Source organism: Stenotrophomonas sp. YJH_SMC_10 (assembly GCF_059371555.1).
In genome coordinates this window covers 1-20,292 of sequence record NZ_JCAFUS010000010.1, presented here as the reverse complement: position 1 = coordinate 20,292, position 20,292 = coordinate 1, and the positions used below count along the sequence as shown (strand labels likewise).

At 64.3% G+C, this 20,292-nt stretch carries 23 protein-coding genes, 1 tRNA gene, 1 pseudogene and 1 riboswitch; of the genes and pseudogenes, 11 read left to right on the top strand and 14 right to left on the bottom strand.

Annotation, left to right across the window (positions count from 1 at the left end; translation table 11 throughout):
- Positions 1 to 54: 54 nt before the first annotated feature.
- The 3 genes from AC5P9C_RS13605 to AC5P9C_RS13595 form a co-directional block, all read right to left on the bottom strand.
- On the bottom strand, positions 55 to 1,677 hold the full coding sequence (locus tag AC5P9C_RS13605; RefSeq protein WP_150827266.1) for an FMN-binding glutamate synthase family protein: 1,623 nt from the start codon (positions 1,675 to 1,677) through the stop codon (positions 55 to 57).
- A gap of 55 nt (positions 1,678 to 1,732) precedes the next feature.
- Complete coding sequence (locus AC5P9C_RS13600; protein WP_343541726.1) at positions 1,733 to 3,019, bottom strand: nucleotide sugar dehydrogenase; 1,287 nt, start codon at positions 3,017 to 3,019, stop codon at positions 1,733 to 1,735.
- A 143-nt stretch (positions 3,020 to 3,162) separates the two neighbouring features.
- Positions 3,163 to 3,597: a BLUF domain-containing protein gene (locus AC5P9C_RS13595; protein WP_049468552.1), complete on the bottom strand. Its 435-nt coding sequence runs from the start codon at positions 3,595 to 3,597 to the stop codon at positions 3,163 to 3,165.
- A 131-nt stretch (positions 3,598 to 3,728) separates the two neighbouring features.
- Between AC5P9C_RS13595 and AC5P9C_RS13590 the strand changes: the two genes are divergently transcribed.
- Positions 3,729 to 3,815 (top strand) — tRNA-Leu (locus AC5P9C_RS13590).
- 21 nt (positions 3,816 to 3,836) lie between these two features.
- On the opposite strand, the gene hemN is transcribed toward AC5P9C_RS13590, so the two are convergent.
- Both hemN and AC5P9C_RS13580 read right to left on the bottom strand, forming a co-directional pair.
- The gene (hemN, locus tag AC5P9C_RS13585; RefSeq protein WP_053463579.1) at positions 3,837 to 5,246 is read right to left on the bottom strand and encodes an oxygen-independent coproporphyrinogen III oxidase; all 1,410 of its coding nucleotides are present in this window, start codon (positions 5,244 to 5,246) and stop codon (positions 3,837 to 3,839) included.
- Between the two features lie 44 nt (positions 5,247 to 5,290).
- Positions 5,291 to 5,731, bottom strand: coding sequence for a group III truncated hemoglobin (locus AC5P9C_RS13580; RefSeq protein WP_343541730.1), 441 nt, complete (start codon positions 5,729 to 5,731; stop codon positions 5,291 to 5,293).
- A 179-nt stretch (positions 5,732 to 5,910) separates the two neighbouring features.
- Between AC5P9C_RS13580 and AC5P9C_RS13575 the strand changes: the two genes are divergently transcribed.
- The gene (locus tag AC5P9C_RS13575; RefSeq protein WP_049468548.1) at positions 5,911 to 6,198 is read left to right on the top strand and encodes a hypothetical protein; all 288 of its coding nucleotides are present in this window, start codon (positions 5,911 to 5,913) and stop codon (positions 6,196 to 6,198) included.
- Positions 6,195 to 7,235, top strand: a complete 1,041-nt coding sequence (locus tag AC5P9C_RS13570; protein ID WP_057493667.1) for a 4Fe-4S dicluster domain-containing protein — start codon at positions 6,195 to 6,197, stop codon at positions 7,233 to 7,235. Before AC5P9C_RS13575 ends, AC5P9C_RS13570 begins: the two co-directional genes overlap by 4 nt.
- A gap of 9 nt (positions 7,236 to 7,244) precedes the next feature.
- Here AC5P9C_RS13570 and AC5P9C_RS13565 read toward each other — a convergent pair whose 3' ends face one another.
- Both AC5P9C_RS13565 and AC5P9C_RS13560 read right to left on the bottom strand, forming a co-directional pair.
- On the bottom strand, positions 7,245 to 7,481 hold the full coding sequence (locus tag AC5P9C_RS13565) for a hypothetical protein (RefSeq protein ID WP_049468543.1): 237 nt from the start codon (positions 7,479 to 7,481) through the stop codon (positions 7,245 to 7,247).
- Positions 7,482 to 7,833: 352 nt separating this feature from the next.
- Positions 7,834 to 8,043, bottom strand: a complete 210-nt coding sequence (locus AC5P9C_RS13560) for a helix-turn-helix domain-containing protein (RefSeq protein ID WP_080375681.1) — start codon at positions 8,041 to 8,043, stop codon at positions 7,834 to 7,836.
- A gap of 111 nt (positions 8,044 to 8,154) precedes the next feature.
- On the opposite strand from AC5P9C_RS13560, the gene AC5P9C_RS13555 reads away from it, so the two are divergent.
- Entirely contained in the window at positions 8,155 to 8,556 is a 402-nt protein-coding gene (locus AC5P9C_RS13555; protein WP_049468541.1) for a hypothetical protein, read from the top strand.
- A 22-nt stretch (positions 8,557 to 8,578) separates the two neighbouring features.
- Positions 8,579 to 8,641, top strand: a riboswitch (Fluoride riboswitch).
- 81 nt (positions 8,642 to 8,722) lie between these two features.
- Positions 8,723 to 9,115, top strand: coding sequence for a fluoride efflux transporter CrcB (crcB, locus tag AC5P9C_RS13550; RefSeq protein WP_103283301.1), 393 nt, complete (start codon positions 8,723 to 8,725; stop codon positions 9,113 to 9,115).
- 3 nt (positions 9,116 to 9,118) lie between these two features.
- Here the strand turns inward: crcB and AC5P9C_RS13545 are convergent, their stop codons facing one another.
- Positions 9,119 to 9,952 (bottom strand): AraC family transcriptional regulator, encoded by an 834-nt coding sequence (locus AC5P9C_RS13545; RefSeq protein ID WP_495205186.1) that lies wholly within the window; start codon positions 9,950 to 9,952, stop codon positions 9,119 to 9,121.
- Between the two features lie 95 nt (positions 9,953 to 10,047).
- Complete coding sequence (locus AC5P9C_RS13540; RefSeq protein WP_103283302.1) at positions 10,048 to 10,566, bottom strand: P-loop nucleotide/nucleoside kinase family protein; 519 nt, start codon at positions 10,564 to 10,566, stop codon at positions 10,048 to 10,050.
- Between the two features lie 261 nt (positions 10,567 to 10,827).
- Here AC5P9C_RS13540 and AC5P9C_RS13535 point away from each other — a divergent pair, with 261 nt between their 5' ends.
- A complete protein-coding gene (locus tag AC5P9C_RS13535) occupies positions 10,828 to 11,898 on the top strand; it encodes an alpha/beta hydrolase family protein (RefSeq protein WP_343540672.1) in 1,071 nt (356 codons plus the stop codon).
- Between the two features lie 9 nt (positions 11,899 to 11,907).
- Positions 11,908 to 12,057, top strand: coding sequence for a hypothetical protein (locus AC5P9C_RS13530; RefSeq protein WP_206150142.1), 150 nt, complete (start codon positions 11,908 to 11,910; stop codon positions 12,055 to 12,057).
- Positions 12,058 to 12,078: 21 nt separating this feature from the next.
- On the opposite strand, the gene AC5P9C_RS13525 is transcribed toward AC5P9C_RS13530, so the two are convergent.
- Entirely contained in the window at positions 12,079 to 12,348 is a 270-nt protein-coding gene (locus tag AC5P9C_RS13525; protein ID WP_005415995.1) for a hypothetical protein, read from the bottom strand.
- A 217-nt stretch (positions 12,349 to 12,565) separates the two neighbouring features.
- Positions 12,566 to 13,480, bottom strand: coding sequence for an ADP-ribosylglycohydrolase family protein (locus AC5P9C_RS13520; RefSeq protein WP_343540668.1), 915 nt, complete (start codon positions 13,478 to 13,480; stop codon positions 12,566 to 12,568).
- Between the two features lie 312 nt (positions 13,481 to 13,792).
- Here AC5P9C_RS13520 and AC5P9C_RS13515 point away from each other — a divergent pair, with 312 nt between their 5' ends.
- From AC5P9C_RS13515 to AC5P9C_RS13505, 3 genes are all read left to right on the top strand, one after another.
- Positions 13,793 to 14,338: a hypothetical protein gene (locus tag AC5P9C_RS13515; protein WP_495205185.1), complete on the top strand. Its 546-nt coding sequence runs from the start codon at positions 13,793 to 13,795 to the stop codon at positions 14,336 to 14,338.
- The gene (locus AC5P9C_RS13510; RefSeq protein ID WP_495205184.1) at positions 14,335 to 14,766 is read left to right on the top strand and encodes a hypothetical protein; all 432 of its coding nucleotides are present in this window, start codon (positions 14,335 to 14,337) and stop codon (positions 14,764 to 14,766) included. The genes AC5P9C_RS13515 and AC5P9C_RS13510 overlap by 4 nt, the downstream gene beginning before the upstream one ends.
- A 102-nt stretch (positions 14,767 to 14,868) precedes the next feature.
- Positions 14,869 to 16,221 carry an ApeA N-terminal domain 1-containing protein gene (locus AC5P9C_RS13505; protein ID WP_495205183.1) on the top strand — a complete coding sequence of 451 codons (1,353 nt, stop codon included), beginning with the start codon at positions 14,869 to 14,871 and terminating at the stop codon, positions 16,219 to 16,221.
- A gap of 44 nt (positions 16,222 to 16,265) precedes the next feature.
- Here the strand turns inward: AC5P9C_RS13505 and AC5P9C_RS13500 are convergent, their stop codons facing one another.
- Both AC5P9C_RS13500 and AC5P9C_RS13495 read right to left on the bottom strand, forming a co-directional pair.
- Complete coding sequence (locus AC5P9C_RS13500) at positions 16,266 to 16,763, bottom strand: hypothetical protein (RefSeq protein WP_495205182.1); 498 nt, start codon at positions 16,761 to 16,763, stop codon at positions 16,266 to 16,268.
- 53 nt (positions 16,764 to 16,816) lie between these two features.
- Positions 16,817 to 17,377 carry a hypothetical protein gene (locus AC5P9C_RS13495; RefSeq protein WP_495205181.1) on the bottom strand — a complete coding sequence of 187 codons (561 nt, stop codon included), beginning with the start codon at positions 17,375 to 17,377 and terminating at the stop codon, positions 16,817 to 16,819.
- 123 nt (positions 17,378 to 17,500) lie between these two features.
- Here AC5P9C_RS13495 and AC5P9C_RS13490 point away from each other — a divergent pair.
- Positions 17,501 to 18,141: pseudogene (locus AC5P9C_RS13490) on the top strand (SOS response-associated peptidase).
- 343 nt (positions 18,142 to 18,484) lie between these two features.
- Here the strand turns inward: AC5P9C_RS13490 and AC5P9C_RS13485 are convergent.
- Positions 18,485 to 19,510, bottom strand: coding sequence for a hypothetical protein (locus AC5P9C_RS13485; protein WP_495205180.1), 1,026 nt, complete (start codon positions 19,508 to 19,510; stop codon positions 18,485 to 18,487).
- Positions 19,511 to 20,292: the final 782 nt, after the last annotated feature.

Here is a 20,292-nt window from a genome sequence, read left to right as displayed (position 1 = left end):
GACTGTTCTTCGTTCCAGACAAGCAGTCGAGCATGGCTCGACGCTACAGGGACATTAGCGCGACTTGCTGGCGCGCAGCGCCTGGATCTTCGGCGGCGGCTGGAACGAGTCGCTGCGCGCATCGGCCCAGAACGCATGGAACACCGCATGGTCGGGCACCTTGTGCAGCAGCTCACCGGGTTCCAGATAGCGGTACAGCGACGCCAGCGAGCGGATCTCCACGGGCGAAACACGACGCAGGATGTGCTCGGGCCCCAGTTCGGCTGGATCGTTCAGGCCTGCGGCGCACAACAGCTCCTTCAACGCATGCAGCGTGTGCTCGTGATAGCTGTACACCCGGGTGGCCTTGTCCGGTGCATCCAGGTGCTTCCAGCGCGCCGGGTCCTGGGTGGCGATGCCGGTCGGGCACTTGTCGGTGTGGCAGCTCAGCGACTGGATGCACCCCAGTGCGAACATGAAGCCACGACCGGCGTTGCACCAGTCGGCACCGAGGGCGATGGTGCGCGCGATGTCGAACGCACTGGTGATCTTGCCGGCCGCGCCGATGCGGATGCGCTCGCGCAGGTCCAGGCCGACCAGGGTGTTGTGCACCAGCAGCAGTGCTTCGTGCATCGGTACGCCGACATGGTCGACAAATTCGGCCGGTGCCGCGCCGGTGCCGCCCTCGGCACCATCGACCACGATGAAGTCCGGCAGCAGCCCGGTTTCCTGCATCGCCTTGGCGATGCCGAACCATTCCCACGGGTGGCCGATGGCCAGCTTGAAACCAACCGGCTTGCCACCGGACAGCTCGCGCAGCCGGGCCACGAACTGCAGCAGCTCGACCGGGGTGGAGAAGGCCGAGTGACGCGACGGCGAGACGCAGTCCACGCCCATTGGCACGCCACGGGTGGCCGAGATCTCGGCGGTCACCTTCGGTGCCGGCAGCACGCCGCCGTGGCCGGGCTTGGCGCCCTGCGACAGCTTGATCTCGATCATCCTGACCTGGTCCTGGGTGGCATTGGCGATGAAGCGCTCTTCGCTGAAGCCGCCCTTCTCGTCACGGCAACCGAAATAGCCCGAGCCGATCTCCCACACCAGGTCGCCGCCCATCTCGCGGTGGTACGGCGAAATCGAACCTTCGCCGGTGTCGTGGTAGAAACCACCGCGCCGCGCGCCTTCGTTCAATGCGCGGATCGCATTGGCCGACAGGGAACCAAAGCTCATCGCCGAAATATTGAACACGCTCGCCGAATACGGCTTTGCACAGTTGGCACCGATCAGCACGCGGAAATCGTGCTTGGCGATGGCGGTCGGCGCCAGCGAGTGGTTGATCCACTCATAATCCACGGCATAGGTGCTGCGCAGGGTGCCGAACGGCACCGTGTCCATCTCGTTCTTGGCGCGCTGGTAGATCAGCGCACGCTGCTGGCGCGAGAACGGCACGTCCTCCAGGTCGCTCTGCACGAAGTACTGGCGGATCTCCGGGCCGATCGATTCCAGGCCGTAGCGGAAATGCGCCATCACTGGATAGTTGCGGCGCAGCGTGCTGCGCTTCTGCAGCAGGTCCCAGGTCCCCAGCGCCACCATCGCGGCAGTCAGGCCGACGCCCCAGTACCAGGCCGGCCAGATCGTGGCCAGCCACAGGCAGATGGGAAACATCAGGATGGCGAGCAGGTAGACGATATACCGGTGCATGGCGTTCCTTGGTTGCAACTGCCTGCGAGTCTACCGCGCCGGCCAGCACCGGCGTTTACAGGCGAGCGTCAACCACATTGCGCGGCCAGGCCGATTTCACGTCGTAGACCAGGCCATCAGGTGCCAGCAGCGCCTGGATCTGCGCCTCGTCCATCGCCTTGAAACGGGCGTGGGCCACCGCCAGCACCACCGCGTCGTAACGCCCCGCCTGCGGCTCGGGCCGCCAGTCCAGGCCCGCATCGGCCAGTGCCGCCGGGCCGACCCACGGGTCGCTGACCTCGACCTCGGCGCCGGCATCACGCAGGCGCTGCGCCAGCTCGAGCGCGCGGCTGTTGCGCAGGTCCGGGCAATCCTCCTTGAAGGTCACGCCCAGCACCAGGATTCGCGCCTGTGCGGGTGCGCGGCCGCGTTCGGCCAGCATCGCCAGCACCCGCGACGCCACATGTTCACCGACGCGGTTGTTGACCTGCCGCGCAGTGTGGATCAGGTCGGGGTGGTAGCCCACGCTCTCGGACTTGTGCAGCAGGTAATACGGGTCCACGCCGATGCAGTGGCCGCCGACAAGCCCCGGCCGGAAAGGCAGGAAGTTCCATTTGCTGCCGGCGGCATCGAGTACATCCTGGGTATCGATGCCGAGCCGGTCAAAGATCAGCGCCAGCTCATTGACCAGCGCGATGTTGACGTCACGCTGGATGTTCTCGACCACCTTGGCCGCTTCGGCCACGCGCATCGATGGCGCCGGGAAGGTCCCGGCGGCGATGATGCGCTGGTACAGGCCATCGATCACCGCCGCCACTTCCGGCGTCGAACCGGAAGTGATCTTGCGGATGTCGGCCAGGCGCCGATGGCGGTCGCCGGGACTGACCCGTTCCGGGCTGTAACCGCAGTAGAAGTCCACGTTGAAGCGCAGCCCGGAGACCTGCTCCAGCAGCGGCACGCACACTTCTTCGGTGGTGCCGGGATACACCGTGGATTCGTAGATCACCAGGTCGCCCGCGCGCAGATGGCTGGCGATCAGGCGCGTGGCTGAACGCAGCGGCTCCAGGTCGGGCTGCTCGTAGGCATCGATCGGCGTCGGCACGGTGACGATGTAGACGTTGCAGGCATCCAGCAGGTCCGGCTCGCTGCCGTACTGCAGCAGTTGCGCACTGGCCAGCTCGTCGGCCTCCATTTCCAGCGTATGGTCCCGGCCATCGCGCAGCTCGGCGATGCGATCGGCATCGATGTCAAAGCCGAGGGTCGGCCAGTGCCGGCCGAAGGCCACGGCCAGCGGCAACCCCACGTAGCCCAGCCCGATCACCGCGAAACGCGGCGACTCCGCCGCCGACAGCGGCGCGCTCACTGGCGCATCCCGCGCAACCGATGAAATCGCATGCGCGCTGGCATGGCTTCGGCCGACCTGCTCATTCGCTGTACCACCCCGGGATGATCCACACCAGAAAGGCCCCAGCGTAACGGTCCGCGGGCCTCGCCGCCAAGGCGGGTTCAGGACCCCAGCGCGACCGCCGCCGGTTCCAGTTCACCGTCGGCGCCGGTCCAGGCCTGCAGCAGCCGTTCGAAACCCCCGCTGCCGAGCAGGAAGCCCGGCCACGCGGCGTCGACGATCTGTGCCAGCAGCTCCGCCTCGATGCGGCGGGTGCCCATCGACCAGCGCGGAAACGCCCGCTGCGCCACCGGTGCCCGGCACAGCACCTTCAGCTGGCCATGGCTGCGCGCGTTGACGATGCGCTGGTACACCGAATCGATGCCATCCTCCGGCCCTTCCAGGTACTGCAGGAAACGGCTGCCATCGAACATCAGCACACCGGTGACACCGGCTACCCGGTTGAATGCCGTGGCGTCGGCCAGCACGCGGTCAAGATCGGTTGTCCGCAGATCGGCGCGGGCCTCACTGGCATAGGCAATCGCGTGCAGCGACATCGGGCAGCTCCCCCCCTGGGAACAATGGCTTGGACTATGACATGAACGGGAGCGACAGTTAAGCATGCCGCCGCCGTTCCGCAATCCGGCCGGAAATGCGCAGCTGGGCTACAATCGGCGCCGCGCTGCAGGCCCGGATGGCGAAACTGGTAGACGCATCGGACTTAAAATCCGCCGGGGGCAACCCCATGCCGGTTCGATTCCGGCTCCGGGCACCACGCCTTTCGCACCACGCAGCGTCAGATCGCACGCGAGTAGCGCGGCTGCTCATGCGCCGCACGCAGGTACGGATCGAAGCACATCGCCAGCAGCCGCAGCAGCGGCCGCCCCGGCTCGCTGGCGCGCACCACACCGTCGCGGTATTCGGCCAGCCCGTCTTCCTGCAGCCGCTGCACCGAGCGCAGGTCTTCGGCGAAGTACTGCTCGAATGCGATGCCATGGCGCTGCCCCAGCATGGCGCCGTCCACCTCGCCCTGGCACATCAGCTGCTGGATCAGTTCGGCGCGCAGCTGGTCGTCGGCACTCAACGCTACGCCACGCCAGACCGGCAACTGGCCCTGGTCCACCGCGTCCTCCCACGACGGCAGGTCGCGCGGGTTCTGGCTGTAGGTGGCACCGATGTGGCTGATCGCACTCACGCCCAGGCCCAGCAGATCGGTGTCGGCATGGGTGGTATAGCCCATGAAGTTGCGATGCAGCTGGCCGGCACGCTGCGCGCGCGAGAGATCTTCTTCCGGCAGCGCAAAATGATCCATGCCGATGTACTGGTAGCCTGCGGCAGAGAGCTTCTCCACCGCCAGGCCCAGCAGCGCCAGCTTGTCTTCCGGTGAAGGCAACCGGCGTTCATCGATCTGCTTCTGCGCGCGGAACAGATGCGGCAGATGCGCATAGCCATACACCGCCAGGCGATCCGGGCGCAGCGCCAGCACCTGTTCAAGGGTGCGGCCGAATCCCTGCAGGCTCTGCCCCGGCAACCCATAGATCAGGTCGACGTTGACCGAACGCATGCCGCTGTCACGGCACGCACGCAGGATGTCCAGCGTCTGCTGCACGCCCTGCACGCGGTTGATCGATTCCTGCACCTGCGGATCGAAATCCTGCACGCCCAGGCTGGCCCGGTTGAAGCCCAGCCGTGCCAGCATCGCCACGTCATGGGTATCGATGAAGCGCGGATCGAGTTCGATCGAAAAATCGCGCTGCGGCGAATCGCTGAAGTCGAAGCGCCGGCGCAGGCCTTCCACCAGCGTGGTCATCGCCTCGGCATCGAGGAAGTTCGGCGTACCGCCGCCCAGATGCAGCTGGATGACCTCACGGCCATCCTCGAACTGCGGTGCCAGCAGATCGGCCTCGGCCAGCACGCGCGATACATAGCTGTGGCCACGACCGCGGTCGCGGGTGATCACCCGGTTGCAGCCGCAGTAGAAACAGGGACTGGAACAGAACGGCACGTGCACGTACAGCGACAACGCGCGGGCCAGCCGGTTGCTGTCGGCGATTGCCTGGCGCAGCGCCGGTGCGTCGAAGCCATCGTGGAAGTGCGGTGCGGTCGGATACGAGGTGTAGCGCGGCCCTGGCCGGTCGTGCCGGCGCAGCAGGTCGGGGTCGAAGGTCCAGGCCAGGCCACCGGCGGCGGGAGAGAACGTGTCCATGCGGCCAGCATCGCGCGGCCTGGCCGCAACCGCCTTGACCCAGATCAATCCCGGGCGGGGATCGCCAGCACCGGCAGGCCGACTTGTGGCCAGCGCAGCATCTGGTAGCGCTTCCAGAAGGTGTCACCGATGCGCGCGGCCACGTCGTTGGCCAGTTCCTGCATCGGCGCATTGCCGCACTCGGCAGTGGTGATGCGGAACAGCGCCAGCCAGCGGTCAAACAGGTCCTTGTCCAGCTCGATGGCCATGTGCTTGGACATCGGCGAGCCCTTGAAACGGCGCGTACCGCGCAGCATCGCAGACCAGAAATCGACCAGCTGCGCCAGGTGTTCCGGCCAGTCGCGCACATGCGCGTCGAACACCGGCCCCAACCGTTCTTCCCCGCGCACGCGCGCATAGAAATCGTGGACCAGGCGGGTCACTTCCAGCTCGCTGCAAAGCTCGGCCGAAGCGACGGGAAGGACAGGCGGCGGTGTTGCGTTCATCGGGGCACCCAGGGCTTGCCGGCAGTGTGCCGCGACAGGCCGGCACCACCGTTGATCCAGATCAATGTCGGCGCGGTCCACTGCACCTAGGCTGGCACGCCTGCAGGAAACATGCCCTGCGGATGCTGCGCCGGCCTCGGCGGAGTATACGCGCCGCCCTCATTCCGATCCGGGAAAGCATGAACAGACCCTCTCCCAGCCGTCGCCAGCAGCTGATCCAGCACTGGGGTGCCATTCTCTGGCCAAGCTTCATCGCGGCCGGCGTGGCCAGCGTGGTGTTCTTCGCCTTCGTCGACCCGCTCCGGCTGCAGGCGATCAGCTTTCCGGCTACGCCGATCAGCCGCGAACTGGGCTACACGGCAGGCTTCTTCATGTTCTGGACGGTGACGGCACTGTCCAGCGCGGTCACCTGGTACCTGCAACGGCCCATGCCCGGCGACGACGACGACGAGCTGCCACTGGGATGACCACGAAGCCCACCCGCCCCTGGCGTTGGCGCGGCATGCTCAGCGTGCTCGTGCTGGCCCTGTTCTATGCGCTGCCGTGGCTGCGTTGGGAGGGCCACCAGGCCGTGCTGCTGGACATCAACGCACGGCGCTTCGACCTGCTTGGCTGGACGCTGTGGCCAGGCGACGTCGGCGTGCTGATCGGGATGCTGGCCGTGATGGCGGTGGGGCTTGCACTGCTGACCCACCTGGCCGGACGCGTCTGGTGTGGCCATGCCTGCCCGCAGACGCTGTGGCGCCGTGCCTTCGACGGGATCGCACGCGGCATGGCCCGGGTGCTGCCGGTGCCGGCCGTAGGCCCCGCCACCCAGGTCGCCTGGGCGGTGCTCTCGCTGTGGACCGGCATCACCTTCGTCGGCCTGTTCAGCCCGATCAGCGAGCTGGTGGCAGCGGCACCGCGCGTCGGCTGGAGCGGCTGGGAAACATTCTGGGTGCTGTTCTATGCCGCAGCCACCTGGGGCAATGCCGGCGTGCTGCGCGAACAGGTCTGCCGATCGCTGTGCCCGTTTGCACGCATGCAGCCGTTGCTCACCGATCCGCATACACCGCGGATGCTGTACGACGCACGCCGGGGCGAACCGCGCGGCGCACGCCCGTTCGGCCTCGGCGGCGTGCTGGGCCGCGGCCGCGGCCTGCTCGACCCGGTGACCGCCCAGGACTACGTGTTCCGCGCGGCACATCCGCTGCTGGCCGGACCCATGCCGACCTTCAGCGCAGACCGCCTGGGTGATTGCAGCGATTGTGCCGCCTGTGTCCGCGCCTGCCCGATGCAGCTGGACATCCGCCAGGGACCGCAGGCCGACTGCCTGGCCTGTGGCGCCTGTCTGGACGCCTGTGCGCAGGAACAGCACCAGGCCGGTTTCGGGCCGGGCCTGGTGCGCTACTGCAGTCCGCAGGCAATGGCCGGGCAACCGCGGCAGTGGTGGCGACCGCGGACCCTGGCACTGCTGTCGATGCTGCTGGCGCTGCTGGCCTGCGGCGCCTGGCGCCTGCTGTGAATCAACCGGTCAACGCGGCCCGCTGGCGTGCGGCGGAACCAGCTGCGCACGCCGTACGATGCCGAGCTGCTCGATGATGAGCGCCATTTCATTGGTGAATTCGGTGCGCTCGGTCCCCTGCGGAACGAGGCGGTCAAGCACCTGCTGGTAGGTATCCCAGAACGCCGGACCGCATCCGTGTTTGTGGTAACTGGCTTCCAGTTCGCGGCGTACCCGTTCAGCCAAGCCATGCATGCCGTATTCCATACGACCTCCGTTGGACTTGTTCTGCATCGTTGACGGTCTACCGACTCACTTGCGAGCTACTGAAAGACTCCCGGGCTTCACGTCCGGTTGATCCCAATTAGTCACAGATTTCACGACAGGTCAATTACATACGGCGACTTTCGTGATTGAAATTATTAATCGTTCACGAAAGTACATACGGGGAGGCGGGTTCCCCGGATGGGCTGGACCCGACACAGCCTTCCATCCTCCATCCGCCGCTCCGTTAGGCATCGTCGATGGTCAATCCCGTGCCCATCGAACTTTCCTATGTTGCTAAGCATACTTTGCAAATGGCCCATGGGGTGTTGCATGCGACAAAAGGCGGCGTAACTCACGCCTGTTCGGGCTGTGTTGCCTGAGTTGCAGGGAACAGGTTGGGGTATCGCTGATGCAGGATGTATTGACGTAGCGCAGGAATCGGGAAATCCCGAGGCCATTGCGACACTGCGGATCGGCTTATGCCAAAGAAGCGCGCCAGTTCGGCGTCGGTCCGGAAACCCAGCCGGGTGCGCACCTGCCGCTTGCTCCAGAAATCGGTCACGGTCGGTCCTTCTGTTAACCAGACTTATTCTTGGAACAAGGGTTCTTTGCGATCCACGCGTTAAGCTGGCTTGCATAGATGAATACTCTCGGCCAACGACTCGCCATTGCCATGAAGAAAGCCGGCCACCCGCGCCCGGCCGATCTGGCCCGCGCCGCCGCTTCGACGACGGCAACCATCAGCAACTGGCTCAACGACCATGTCAGCCCCGCCCACGTGAAGGCCGAACAGCTGTTCCGCATCGCCGATGCGGCCAAGCTGGACGCGCGCGAACTGCTGTACGGCGTGGGCGGGCTTGGCGTCGGTGAGCGGGGCAACACCTATATCCCCAGCCAGGCCCACCTGGATGTCTGGCAGGACGCCTACGAACTGGTCAGCCACCTGGTGGAGGAGAAAGGGCTGGAGATCGACCATCGCCGCCACGCGGCCCTGGACCTGCTGGCCTTCGAGCTGCTGATGGACGGCTTCAGCCGCAGCAAGGTCATCCGGGTGCTGACGACCTCCATGACGTGAATGCACCGCCGCTGGTAGCATGGTCGGCGATGGGGATGGGGCTCCCCCGATAACCGCCTGAACGGCTGATGGCTCCTGCCAGGACGAACCGGCGTTCGTCGATGGCAGGCGGTGCCTGCCCTCGGCGTTCGCCATCGAATCAGCGAATCCGCACCCGAGGCACGTGATGCACGCACTGAACAACTACCTCCTGGTTTTCATCGGCGGCGGGCTCGGCGCCTGCGTTCGCCACGCCTGCAACCTGATGGGTGCGCGGGTAGCCGCTGGCAGTCCGTGGCCCTGGTCGACCTTCGTGATCAACATCAGCGGTGCGCTGCTGATGGGCGTGCTGGTCGAGGCCTTCGCCCTGCGCAACGGCGCGTCACCGCAGCTGCGCCTGCTGTTGGCCACCGGCATCCTCGGCGGCTACACCACGTTCTCCACCTACGCGCTGGAAATCGGCGTGCTGCTGCAGCGCGGGCAGCACGGCCTGGCCGCGCTGTATGCCGGCGGCTCGGTGGCACTGGGCCTGGTCGGCCTGTTCGCTGGCATGAAGCTGGCCCGGCTGGTGCTGGGCTGAGGCTCAGGCCGCGCCCGCGCGCGCCAGCCCCCGCCACTCCCGCGGCGACTGCCCGGTGTGCGCCTTGAACGCGCGCGACAGTGCCGCCTCGCTGCCATAGCCCACCTCGTCGGCAATCCGCTTCAACGGACGCCCCTGACGCAGTGCCTGCTGCGCCAGGCCCACCCGCCAGCCCTGCAGGTACTGGCCCGGCGTGGTGCCCATGGCTTCGCGGAAGCTGGAGGCGAACACGCTGCGTGACATGCCGGCGACCTCGGCGAGGTCTTCCAGGGTCCACGACTGCGCCGGCGCCTCATGCATTGCCACCAATGCCAGCCGCAACCGCGGATGACCCAGCCCGGCGAACAGGCCACCCCGCATCTCGCCCCCTTCCATCAGCTGGCGCAGCACCTGGATCATCACCACCTCGAACAACCGGTTGACCATCGCCGCACGCCCGCAGCGCTGCTCGAAGGCTTCTTCGAACAGCAGCTCCAGCGCGGCATTGCCGCCATGCAGATCCGTCAGGGGCATGCAGGTGAAATCGGGCAACGCCGCGCTGATCGGGTTGAGCCGGCCGCCCTCGAAATGCAGGCTTGCGCAGGCCATGTCGGCGCCGTGCTGCGGATCGGTAACGAAGCGGTGCGGCAGCGGCCGCGGATACAGCAGCAGGCTGGGCACCTCGCCCTGCACGGTGTGCGGCCCATGCGTGACCTGGAGCGGCCCTCGCCTTACCAGGTGCAGTTGGCCGGCCTCATCCTCGCCGTCCAGCGTGTTGATGCCGCACAGCGCGCCGGCATGGAACACCGAGGCGGTGACCGCGAAACGTTCCAGCAGAATGGCAAGGCGGTCGACCATGACGGGACTCCGGGTCAAGCGAGGCGAATTCAATGCGACAGATCGTATCGAAATCGGCGATTGAGTGGGCGGCAGCGGCTGAGTGACCGGCCGCGCTACGCCGGGCCTGCCTCGGTATAGCGCATCACCGCGAAGCCCTCTTCCGCGGCCGGTGCAACGAAGTGGCGGGTGATCCGTTCGAACTCCTCGTCGCTGGCCTGGAACGGATGCTCGCCGAGAGCATTGCGCGCGCGCAGCCGCGCCTTGCAGACCTCATCGGCAATGTCGAGGAAATGCAGTTGATGTGCAGCGCCAACCGGCGAGAACACTTCACGTGCCCACGCGCGGCTGGCTGGCGTATTGAATGGAAAATCGAGCACCACCGAAACACCGGCCTGCAGCAATGCGCGCAGATGATCGGCCAGCACATTGCGCAACGCGGCGGCGCGCTGCAGATGGTCGGCAATGGAATGGATTTCGCCCGGATACAGTGCCGCCAGCCATGCGTCTTCGCTGATCAATACATGGCGCGGCTTCAACGTCAACTGCTGCGACAGGGTGGATTTTCCGGCACCGATCTTGCCGCACACCAGGTGCAGGGTCGGCGCAGGGCCGTTCGATGAAAGGTCGTGCATCTGCGTTCTCCTTGGTGGATTCCACTACCCGGGAGAGCGCCGTATGCAACCCGCCTTCCCGGGCGGGTTGCTTGGCCGTGATGACCGCGCGCTACCCCGCCTTCCCGAAAGGAATGCGGATAATCGATGCGGTGCTGTGCAGGGCCATGCCGCCAGCATGGAGCGCAGTACGCCCGACCGGCAATGCCCTGCGGCAGTGCAGCGCGCGCTAGGTAGTGCGGGGATCTATGCTCGGCGCCATTCCCGCATGGAATGGCCCCGATGCCCGCCTTGCTTCGATGTGTTCTTGCCCTCTGCCTGCTGCCTTGGATGACATCGCTGGCTGCACCACCGCCAGCACGCACGCTCAGCGGCGAGCTCCAGGGGGCACCGTGGCGGCTGGATGTACCGGCCAATTGGAACGGCGACCTGGTGATGCTGGCCCATGGCTACGAACCGGTCGGCGTGCCGCGCACCGCACCCATGGCGGCCAATGACAGCACCGCGCCACTGCTGTCAGCAGGTTACGCCGTCGCGCAGAGCGCCTATGCCAGCCAGGGCTGGGCAGTGGCCGATGCGATCACCGATACGGAACGCCTGCGCCAGCAGGCAGTGGGTGAACTCAGGCATGTCCGCCACACCTGGATGCTGGGATTCTCGATGGGCGGTGCCGTGACCATCGGCAGCCTCGAGCGCTTCCCACAACACTACGCAGGCGGTGTGTCGCTGTGCGGCGCCAATCTCAGTGGCGAACAGATCGCGTCCGATCTGCTGACCACGCTGGTCGCATTCGACTACTTCTTCCCCAAGGCCGATGGGCTGCCGCCCGCCGGCCTGGTATCGCGCGAAGCCGCCACGCTGCCACAGGGCGAGCTGTACCGGGGCATCGCCAACGCATTGCAGCGCGATCCGCCGCACGCCGCAGTACTGGCGCGGCGGCTGCAGGTCTCGCCTGATGCACTGGCCGGCACGGTCAGCCTGCACGCGCTGGTCCTGCACCAACTGGCTACACGGAGCGGCGGCATGCCGATCGGCAACATCGGCGTGATCTACAGCGGATTCGGTGATGACGCCGCGTTCAATGCCGGCGTGCAGCGCATCGATCCCGTGCCTGCGGCGCAGGCGCAAGTGCGCAGCACGCTGGCAATGACCGGCGCACTGACGCGACCGCTGGTGATCCAGTTCAACCACAACGACCCGACCATCGTGCCGCACATGCAGACGGTGTATCCGCAATTGGCCGCACGGGCTGGCGCACGCCCGCTGCCACGCGTGCTGCCGCCGGTGGGCGAAGGTCACTGCGGTTTTTCTGGAGCGCAGGTGGTCGACGCCTTGAAGGCAGTGCAACGCTGAGTCCAGCGCGTGCCGCAACGCATCGCATCAAGTGCCTGCCGGAAGGGGCTGCTCTGGTGGCAGGGGGCGTTCAGCCGCCGGGGCCTCGGCCTGACCCGCAGGGTGCTGCACGATGCACGCGGCCCGATCGGCATCCAGGGCCAGGCGCTGACCATGTGAGCGCAACGGTGACGGCCCTAATCAGCCGCCCAGCGTGCCCATCGTGAAGGTGTAGCCCGAGCTCATCAGGAATTCGCGCATGCGCATTTCCGCGCGCCGCGGTGAGGCCAGGTTGGCCGGCGCATACAGGGCATACACCAGTCCCGACCCTTCGATATGCTCGCGGCGCACCCCGCAGCGGGCGGTTTCCGAGGCGATGACCCATCCGTCCTTCAGCCGATCCGGGCCAATGGATTGCCCGTTCTTCAAGCGGAAGGTCAACCAGCGCACATCTGCCGTGACTTTGCTCATTTCCGTATCGCTCCCTGGCTGGAGCGATACCTGGTGCCCTTGCTCGCCATTGCAGCTCCCTGAGACGTGGAACCCGACCATAGCGCCTTCCCATGTCGTGGGCGGCTGAGACTGGCCGCCACGGCGCGGCCAGCTGCCGCAGGGGACGCCCGTCGCGTCGGAAAGGGTGGCAGCCGGGAGCACCGTGCCCGCGCAGTTCGCAGGCACTGGATGGGCCTTATGCGGTGCGGGCGATGCCTTGGTTGAGGGCGTGCAGCGCATCGGCCAGCGCCTGGATTTCGGTGCGCAAGGCCAGCCGCTGCAGCCATCTCTCAGGAATTCCGCGCGCGCCATGGAATGCGCCCGCCAGCTGCCCGGCGATGGCGGCCGTGGTGTCGGCATCCTCGCCAAGGTTGGCCGCCTCGAGTACGACGGCTTCAAAGGTATCGTGGCGATCAAAGCACCAGAGTGCAGCTTCCAGACTGTCGACAACATAGCCATTGCCACGGATCTGCTCACGCGCCGCATCACGATAGCCGCCCGCTGCGATCTGCTGCAGCCGCGCGCTCTCGACGGGAACATCGCTGAGATCCAGCACTCCGTCGCGGGTGCTCCCCGCCAGCGCCCGCTCCAGCGCGACGGCCAGCAGGCGGCACGCCTCCAGGCACTCCTGCGCAGCGTGCGTGGTTCGCGAACTCAACGCGGCCATGGCCTGCAGATCGGGGGTCCCGGCGTAGCGCAACGCGACCGGCGCCAAACGCATGATCGAGCCATTGCCAGCGCTGCGCGGGTCGTCATTTCCCGCCAGCGGATGGCCATCCTGCAGGAACCGGTCGATGGCAGCCCGTGTCGCCATGCCGATATCGAAACACTCCCCGGTCGCACTCCAGTAACCATGTCGGTACCAGTTGGCGTAGCGGTTCATCTGATCGCGCGCGTCGAAGGTTTCGCAACGCACCAGGCTCTCGGCCAGGCACATCGCCATGGAGGTATCGTCGGTCCACTGCCCCGGCTGCAGCTGGAACGGCCCGCCACCCACCATGTCGGTGATCGGGGTGAAGCTGCCACGAGGCTTGAACTCCAGCGTGGTACCGACGGCATCGCCGCACGCGAGGCCGAGCAACGCACCCCGGAAGTGATCAATCTGGTTCATCAGGCAAGTGTAGCGCCGCCGTCGCCGCCATGACTGGCCGCCAGGCCGCGCAACGATCGCGCGAGCGGGAAAGCGATCGCAGCCAACAAAAAAGCCCTGACCGGAGTCAGGGCTTTTCAATTGGAGGCCTCAAGCGGAATCGAACCGCTGTAAACGGATTTGCAATCCGCATCACATTATTATTATTCAATGACTTACATACTCGCGCCACCCATTGTGACTCTCGAGCAATAGTCGTGTTCCCTCTCCTTCCGGCGATGCGTCCGCAAAGTTCAGCTAATCTGCTCGAAACAGGAGACCGGGGACCATGGAGTGAGCGTTGATGACTACCTGGACGAAGAGGGGCATGCGTACCCAACCGGTCCACAAAAGCAACCGCCGAATCCGACCCCAGCGCCAGCGCCCGCTTTTCATGACGAGTTGTCCGGCGCGATAGCCAGCCTCGCAAACGTCGGCCGTGGACTAGGAGACGCGCGTCTTAACTCAATTGTCCCTAGCCTCTTCTTCCAGGCCGAGGAGAAGCGTAAGCATCTAGAGGCAACATGCAGGCGTTTGGGCGAACAAAAGGACCAAGCGGAACGCGACGCTTCTGCGCTTAGAGTAGACGTCGCTAGACTACAAGGTGAAATCGATTCCCTCAAAGCTGATGCGCGCACCAGAGCCGCTGAGGTTACCTCGGAAGCACGCATTACTAAGCTTGCTCTCGGCCTTGCAGCGCTTCTCTTCCCGATGGCAATAGGCCTAATCCCCGACAAGCCCTGGCCCGGATTCGCCCTGCTAATTCTCGCAGCAGTGAGCGGCGTGATCGGGCTGTATCCAAAGGCCCTCAAAATTTTTGAGAAGGGAAGCAAACAATGATCATTGGCCTACCGCCACTTTTTGACCTCTCTGTGGAAGCTGTAATCGCGAGAGGTTTGGCCAATCAAGAGCGCATTGTGCTTCGAGCCAATATGCAGACCTACACAGCCAACATTGGCTTGATGCTCGGATACCGGCAAAAAGATGGCTCACTAGTGCCATTGCGCGACCGCATGTATTGGCTCGGCGCGGGTACTGTTAAAGCAGGAAGCACTATTAACGTTTACACCGGATCAGGCGATCAGACCGCTTTCGATAATGGAAACAATACGTCAACCTACAATCTTTTCTGGGGACTTCAGTTTGTAGCATTTGACATTCCACAGGTTGAGCCAGTGCTTTTCAGACTTGGAGAAGCCACCGCCGGAGCTACGCCTCTGCTCGGCCCGAACATTCCCGGCCCTCAGCTCAGATTGGGAACCGAATAGCGGCGCCTCCCCACGCCGCCACAACAGTAACGCCACGATTGATTCGGAAGCCACTCTAGAATCCCGTGACGCTCATGCGTCGGCACTAGCGAAAACTGATTGATGTCAAAGATAAATTCTGATCTTCTTTTGGAACATGAATGGCCGTGCGCTGTACATCCCCCCGGCCAGCCCCAGCTCGCTTTCCCGGGGACGCTGCGGTACTCACCAATCGGTGGCCTGACATTAGAGTACGCATGTCCTTTCAATCCCGATTATGACAAGGAGGTCGACCGTCTTCATGGCGCCACCGCATCCGGCGACGCTTTTACACTTGTCGGCAAATTCAGCACAGAAAGAGCTGGATTTAAAGCTCGCTCTTCCTCGGCCTACCAGACGGGAAAGCACTCGTTCAAGTACGCGATCTTCGGCCATCACGTCGACGCCGAATGCAAGTTCTCCAGCTTCGAATTCGACATTTGCGGACTAAAGGACTTCCTTACGGACTCTGACTACTCGGCACTGGCGACATTCGGCAGCCGTGACTTGTTCGACATTGATACCCCTGCTGGCAAGATTCGCGGCGTACAAAGCATGAATGCGACCCTTCTTTCTCGGCGCCTCTCAGACCAAATCCATTGCTTTGAACAAGACAAAGTAGCCATGTCGAAGCTGCAGGAAGCTTATGACTCCATTAGGCTGGAACATCCAAACTTCACTCCAATGGTCAAAGCCAAGTCGGAGTACCGAATAATCCTAGAAAGAGAGGATGGTGCGGACGTTGAGCAGATATATCCGACATGCCATGCTATCGCCGATCTCTTCTCGGTCCTTTTTTTTGGGCCAGCCCCACTGCGGACGTTAACGGCTCAAGTGATCGATCAGGCTGGCAAGACTCACTCCTGGGAAGTGTTCCCCTCAAAGCTCAGCGAAGCAGGTTCTATCAAGCGGGCTACCGAGCCAAAGAGCCACTTCCACATCCCCCTGAATTTCTTGGACATCGACTTAGGCCAAACGATTAAGAATTGGCTTACAGTTGAAACTGACTTTCGCACACTCATTTGCACTCTTCAGGGTGCAACGACGCTTACTTCCTATAGCGAAATTCTCTCCAGGATCGTGCTGTGTGCTGTGCAGCTCGAAGGCATTTCAAAGAAGGCAGGGAGAAACAAGGATGCTGAAAAATACCAGTATGCGATTTATTCGTACGCGAGTCCGCCTGTAATCGACCAGCTATGCAATTTACTCCATCGCGACCAGACTGAGTTGGGCAAAGCAATCGGAGATCTAAGAAACGACATAGCGCACATAGGCCGCAAGAGCAAAATAGCTCACATGCTCAGCACCCGAGAAAAACACGCCGCGTGCATTGCGCTAGAAGCGACCATCATTGGCTACCTGTTGACTACTGTGGGCGTCGAGAGACAAGCAGTCGAAAAATACCAGAAAACTCTGCTGCGTTTCGTCGAAGGATAGACGCTACTCCCGCAACGGACAGGAACCTTGTATTCGGGAAGCTTCTACCAGCCGCGCAGATCTCTGAGCCCTGCCCTCACCCACGCTTTGCGGGCGTCCCTCGGGCGGGGTTTCGGCTCCGCCGGCGGCTTACGCGGTTCCAGTGCCGTCTTGATGCGCTCGATCTCCTTCGCCCCAGCCTCGGCCAGACGCCGGGCCTGTTGCTGCTGCTCACGGGTTGGCGGCAGGCCGGGCAGCGGCGGCTCGGGCTGTATCGGGGTGCTGTCGGTCAGCCGGGCAACCGCCTGGCGTAAGGGCAGATCGGGATAGAGCCTGGCCGCACACCAGCGCTCGGCGTACCGCTTCGCCTGCCGGACATTGGCTGCGCGCACCTCCTTCACCTGCCACATCTTCTGGCCTTCCATCCACAGGCGCACGCCTGGGCCGCCATCGGGCGTGACGCTGGCCGTCTCGCGGCCGTTGTACCAAAGCGCCCAGCGGTCATCCATCTGGACCCAGCCAGAGGGGATAGGGGTGGTGCGGAAGCCGTGGGAGTACTTCATGGCCGGAAGGATACGGCTGGCGGTCGCAAAGGCTGCGACAGGTATCGTAACGGTTAAGGATCGCGGGGCTTGATCCTGCTCAGGAGCCAGTCCCCATCGCTTCCGAGCAAAGTGACCGCGCGATTGACCGCATCAGTTCCCAAAGACTCGATAGCATCGAGCAATCCGGTCATCTCCCCGTAGAGCTTTGCCGCGTGCAAAGGCTGGTCTGGATCGACAAGACACCTTGGGTCACCAAAATCATGTTCGAACAAGCGATCCAGATCCGCCTTTAGCCCATCTGCCGCCATGACGAATGAAGCAACCAGACCGGTCAGCTCCCCATCCCCAAGCGTTCCTTGCGCCAGCGCAGCACGGCACGATGGGATTGTGTCCTTTGGCAGGCGAATCGTGAGACGGACCACCTGACCACCCAATGCGTCGGCGTAACAGGCTCCAATATCTTCCCGCCAAGCCCGTGCCCGCACTATGTCCAAGGCCGCGATAATCTCCGCTCCGACAGACAACGCGGCAGAACGGCGAATTCGCCTGTTCTTCAGAATGTCTTGTCCGGTCGTGGCGGCAAAAGTGATCAAACCGCCCACCAGCGTTGAAATAATTACCTTCCAGTCCATCCGTCGCCCTCCTCCCTCAAGTGTCGTGGGGATGGTCCCACATGCGCCCGCTCGACAACACCAGGCACCCATTGGGACCGGCCTACACGCCACGGCCACGGCCGGCCGGACTACCCTCCGGCCATGTGCGGCCGATTCGTCCAGCTCCCCGTTGTCGACTTTGGCCAGCCCGGCCTGGCTGGCCTTGCCCCCGGCCTGGTCGAGATCCAGCCCAGCTACAACCTCGCGCCGACACAGCGCGCATCGGTGATCCTGGACCGGGGCGAAGGCCGGCGGGTAACCCGGCTGGCGTGGGGCCTGCTACCGTTTTGGGCCAAGGCCAAGAGCCTGCAGGGCTCAACCATCAACGCCCGGATCGAGACGGTGGCCACGAAGCCAGCGTTCCGGTCGGCCTTCAAGAAGCGCCGCTGCGTCATCCCGATGGCCGGCTACTACGAGTGGTCGGTCAGCCCCGAGGACGGGAAGAAGGACCCCTGCTGGCCGCTGGCCTGTGGGAGGACACCAGCCCGCTGCTGCCCGAGGGCAACCTGGGCACCTTCACCATCATCACCGGCGACAGCAGCGGCGTATCGGCCGACATCCACGACCGCATGCCGGTGTGGCTGCAGGCCGGCCAGATCGATGAGTGGATGGCCGCCAGCCCCGACGACGCCATGGCCATGCTGATGGCCAGCGAGCCGCCGGCGATGGAGGCTTACCGGGTCAGCCGCGCCGTCAACACGCCACGCAACAATCGAGAAGAACTGCTTCACCAGGTTGCGTGACCCCTACAGCAAGCTGGCCAGGCTGTCGCCCCAGCTCTTGAACCACTGCCAGGTGCTGAGATCACCTGTGTTGCGGCGCCGCCCGGCTGCTTGCCGGCAACCGGGCGGCGCCCTGTCTTGCTAGACGGTCAATTCGATGAGAGGCAAGTTGGGCGCGGCCTCAACCAGCCGCCCGCCCCGAACCCACACGTTGTATGGGATGGACAACTGGAGCTGCCCAAAGGCCCGCATCTGTACCCCGTCATAAGTGGTCAACGTGCTGGTGCCGTCACTGTTGTGGGCGGTGACTGTAGCGAGCAAGCGGGGGCTACCGCTTACCAACTCGCCAAATTGATCCCAAAGGTCAGTCCGCATCGGTGTAGTGCCTCTCCAGAGTGGCGGTTTGTTCGATCACAACGGCCTGCTGATCGATCACGACCTCAATGCGCAGCGAGTCGCACTGCCCGTGCCAGGTGCCTTCTGCCCCGACCACCTCCACCAGATCCAAGGGCATGATTGCGCCAACCTCGCCCGGCTTCAGCGGCTTCGGAAACAGTGGCACTGTCAGGTCCACCGCAGCCTGCTCCCCTCGATCGCATAGGACATTCCGCCCCCGCTCGGCGCCCGCCGCCGCCACGCTGATGAGGGGATTGCTCACCTGCTGAGCAAAGAGCTGTCCGGCTTCACCAGCCTTCCGTACCTTGCAGGTCACACCCTTGCCAGCAAGTTCACCAGTCACGACAACGGCGTCGTACAGGGGCGCGCTCCGCATCTGGAGGCTCTCCGTCAGCACGATGTCCTCCTGCAACACATGGTTCGGCTGGGTGTCGCGCCAGAGCCAAGGGCTGACCGGATAGCTCGCGCGAACATGCAGCGCAAGGTCCTTCGCATCAGACTGAACAACGGCGCCACTCGCCTCGGCCAGCGCACTGATGGCATCCAACGGCGCGCTACCGTCATAGAACCAAGCGCCAGGGGGAACGGTCCAGTCGACCGTCTCGTAGTGGCTGGTAAAGCCGGTATCCACCAGTTCCTCTGCCACAAGTTGCGCCATGCTCCTCGCCTCGTTTGCGACCTTTACCCGAGCAGGCGCATAAGGTGCGGCCAGGAGGGCGGTGCGTGAGCGCCCACTGCACCGGACGCCGCCGTCTGCGAACTCTCGTTGCTTCTGGAAGCTCTCCACGATACCCGTCCATGTGTAGCCGTTGAGGACGACTTCGAACTGGCGGGGGCCGGCCGCTGTTGGCTTCAAAAGGGACAGCTGCCCGGGATCGGCCAGTTCGAAGTCAAAGGTCCATCCCCACGCACTGCGGCTTGAGCTTAGCGAGATTCGTGTCAGCTCGATGGGGGTTCGGTCGGGGAGCCTGACAAAGGAGACCGTGTTGATCACGACATAGGTCCTACGTTGCGGGCGCACCGCGTAGCAAGCGACGACGCCAAGATTCAGAGGAACAACGCCAAATCCGCCTACCACCGGGCAGCCCAGATTCAGTCCAATTCTTGCGCCCGGAGGGCGCTGTGGTTCAGGGTCAGGATCGGGCGGAACTACGGGTGGCCGAACGATCCACGGAACCTTCGCCGCGCTTCCCCAGGGCAGCCGACTTAACTGGCGCCTCAACTGCGGCCGCTGCCATTGCCCCCGCCAGCGTTGGCGGATCGTTGGACCGTGTCCCCATCCAATAGCGGCACCCCGCTCCATCAGGGCCTGTTGATCCCAAGGAAGCTGCACATAGGAGTTGGTCAAACCGCCTAGCCCCCATCGGCTGTCCAACTGCACACTGCATCGGCCCAATGGCCGCCAGGAGGCCGACAGTGAGTGCCTGACCAGAGGCTGCCAACCGCGCCATGCCAGAGTGTCCGACTGCCGCAGGAGCGCAGATAGGCCCCAACCCAAGGCCAACGACGTGGAAGACCAGGTTTCCGCACGCTCCCATCCGGGCGCCACGCTCCGGCGCGCAACCTCTGACCGCCCCCAGCCCACCAAGGTCATGCCGCGCAGCGATCGAGCCGGCTCCCAACCAAGAGAGACGCTCGCTCGCAGGTCCCGCAATGGCGGCTCGGGAGGCTCTTCCGACCACCAATCGACTCCGAGATTGAGGCCAACCCACCGGCCGCCAGCTACCCACAGCGGCCCGAGGTTGAGCCCAGCCTGGTTACCGGGTGCGCTCATGT

What these genes read in the sequence shown, in the direction of transcription:
- AC5P9C_RS13555 (WP_049468541.1), top strand. Translation starts at nt 8,155, where the DNA reads ATGAAGAAAGCCGGCCACCCGCGCCCGGCCGATCTGGCCCGCGCCGCC.
- AC5P9C_RS13520 (WP_343540668.1), bottom strand. Translation starts at nt 13,480, where the DNA reads ATGAACCAGATTGATCACTTCCGGGGTGCGTTGCTCGGCCTCGCGTGC.
- AC5P9C_RS13500 (WP_495205182.1), bottom strand. Translation starts at nt 16,763, where the DNA reads ATGAAGTACTCCCACGGCTTCCGCACCACCCCTATCCCCTCTGGCTGG.
- AC5P9C_RS13495 (WP_495205181.1), bottom strand. Translation starts at nt 17,377, where the DNA reads ATGGACTGGAAGGTAATTATTTCAACGCTGGTGGGCGGTTTGATCACT.
- AC5P9C_RS13535 (WP_343540672.1), top strand. Translation starts at nt 10,828, where the DNA reads ATGCCCGCCTTGCTTCGATGTGTTCTTGCCCTCTGCCTGCTGCCTTGG.
- AC5P9C_RS13565 (WP_049468543.1), bottom strand. Translation starts at nt 7,481, where the DNA reads ATGGAATACGGCATGCATGGCTTGGCTGAACGGGTACGCCGCGAACTG.
- AC5P9C_RS13525 (WP_005415995.1), bottom strand. Translation starts at nt 12,348, where the DNA reads ATGAGCAAAGTCACGGCAGATGTGCGCTGGTTGACCTTCCGCTTGAAG.
- AC5P9C_RS13510 (WP_495205184.1), top strand. Translation starts at nt 14,335, where the DNA reads ATGATCATTGGCCTACCGCCACTTTTTGACCTCTCTGTGGAAGCTGTA.
- AC5P9C_RS13540 (WP_103283302.1), bottom strand. Translation starts at nt 10,566, where the DNA reads ATGCACGACCTTTCATCGAACGGCCCTGCGCCGACCCTGCACCTGGTG.
- AC5P9C_RS13580 (WP_343541730.1), bottom strand. Translation starts at nt 5,731, where the DNA reads ATGAACGCAACACCGCCGCCTGTCCTTCCCGTCGCTTCGGCCGAGCTT.
- crcB (WP_103283301.1), top strand. Translation starts at nt 8,723, where the DNA reads ATGCACGCACTGAACAACTACCTCCTGGTTTTCATCGGCGGCGGGCTC.
- AC5P9C_RS13605 (WP_150827266.1), bottom strand. Translation starts at nt 1,677, where the DNA reads ATGCACCGGTATATCGTCTACCTGCTCGCCATCCTGATGTTTCCCATC.
- AC5P9C_RS13545 (WP_495205186.1), bottom strand. Translation starts at nt 9,952, where the DNA reads ATGGTCGACCGCCTTGCCATTCTGCTGGAACGTTTCGCGGTCACCGCC.
- hemN (WP_053463579.1), bottom strand. Translation starts at nt 5,246, where the DNA reads ATGGACACGTTCTCTCCCGCCGCCGGTGGCCTGGCCTGGACCTTCGAC.
- AC5P9C_RS13505 (WP_495205183.1), top strand. Translation starts at nt 14,869, where the DNA reads ATGTCAAAGATAAATTCTGATCTTCTTTTGGAACATGAATGGCCGTGC.
- AC5P9C_RS13575 (WP_049468548.1), top strand. Translation starts at nt 5,911, where the DNA reads ATGAACAGACCCTCTCCCAGCCGTCGCCAGCAGCTGATCCAGCACTGG.
- AC5P9C_RS13570 (WP_057493667.1), top strand. Translation starts at nt 6,195, where the DNA reads ATGACCACGAAGCCCACCCGCCCCTGGCGTTGGCGCGGCATGCTCAGC.
- AC5P9C_RS13595 (WP_049468552.1), bottom strand. Translation starts at nt 3,597, where the DNA reads ATGTCGCTGCACGCGATTGCCTATGCCAGTGAGGCCCGCGCCGATCTG.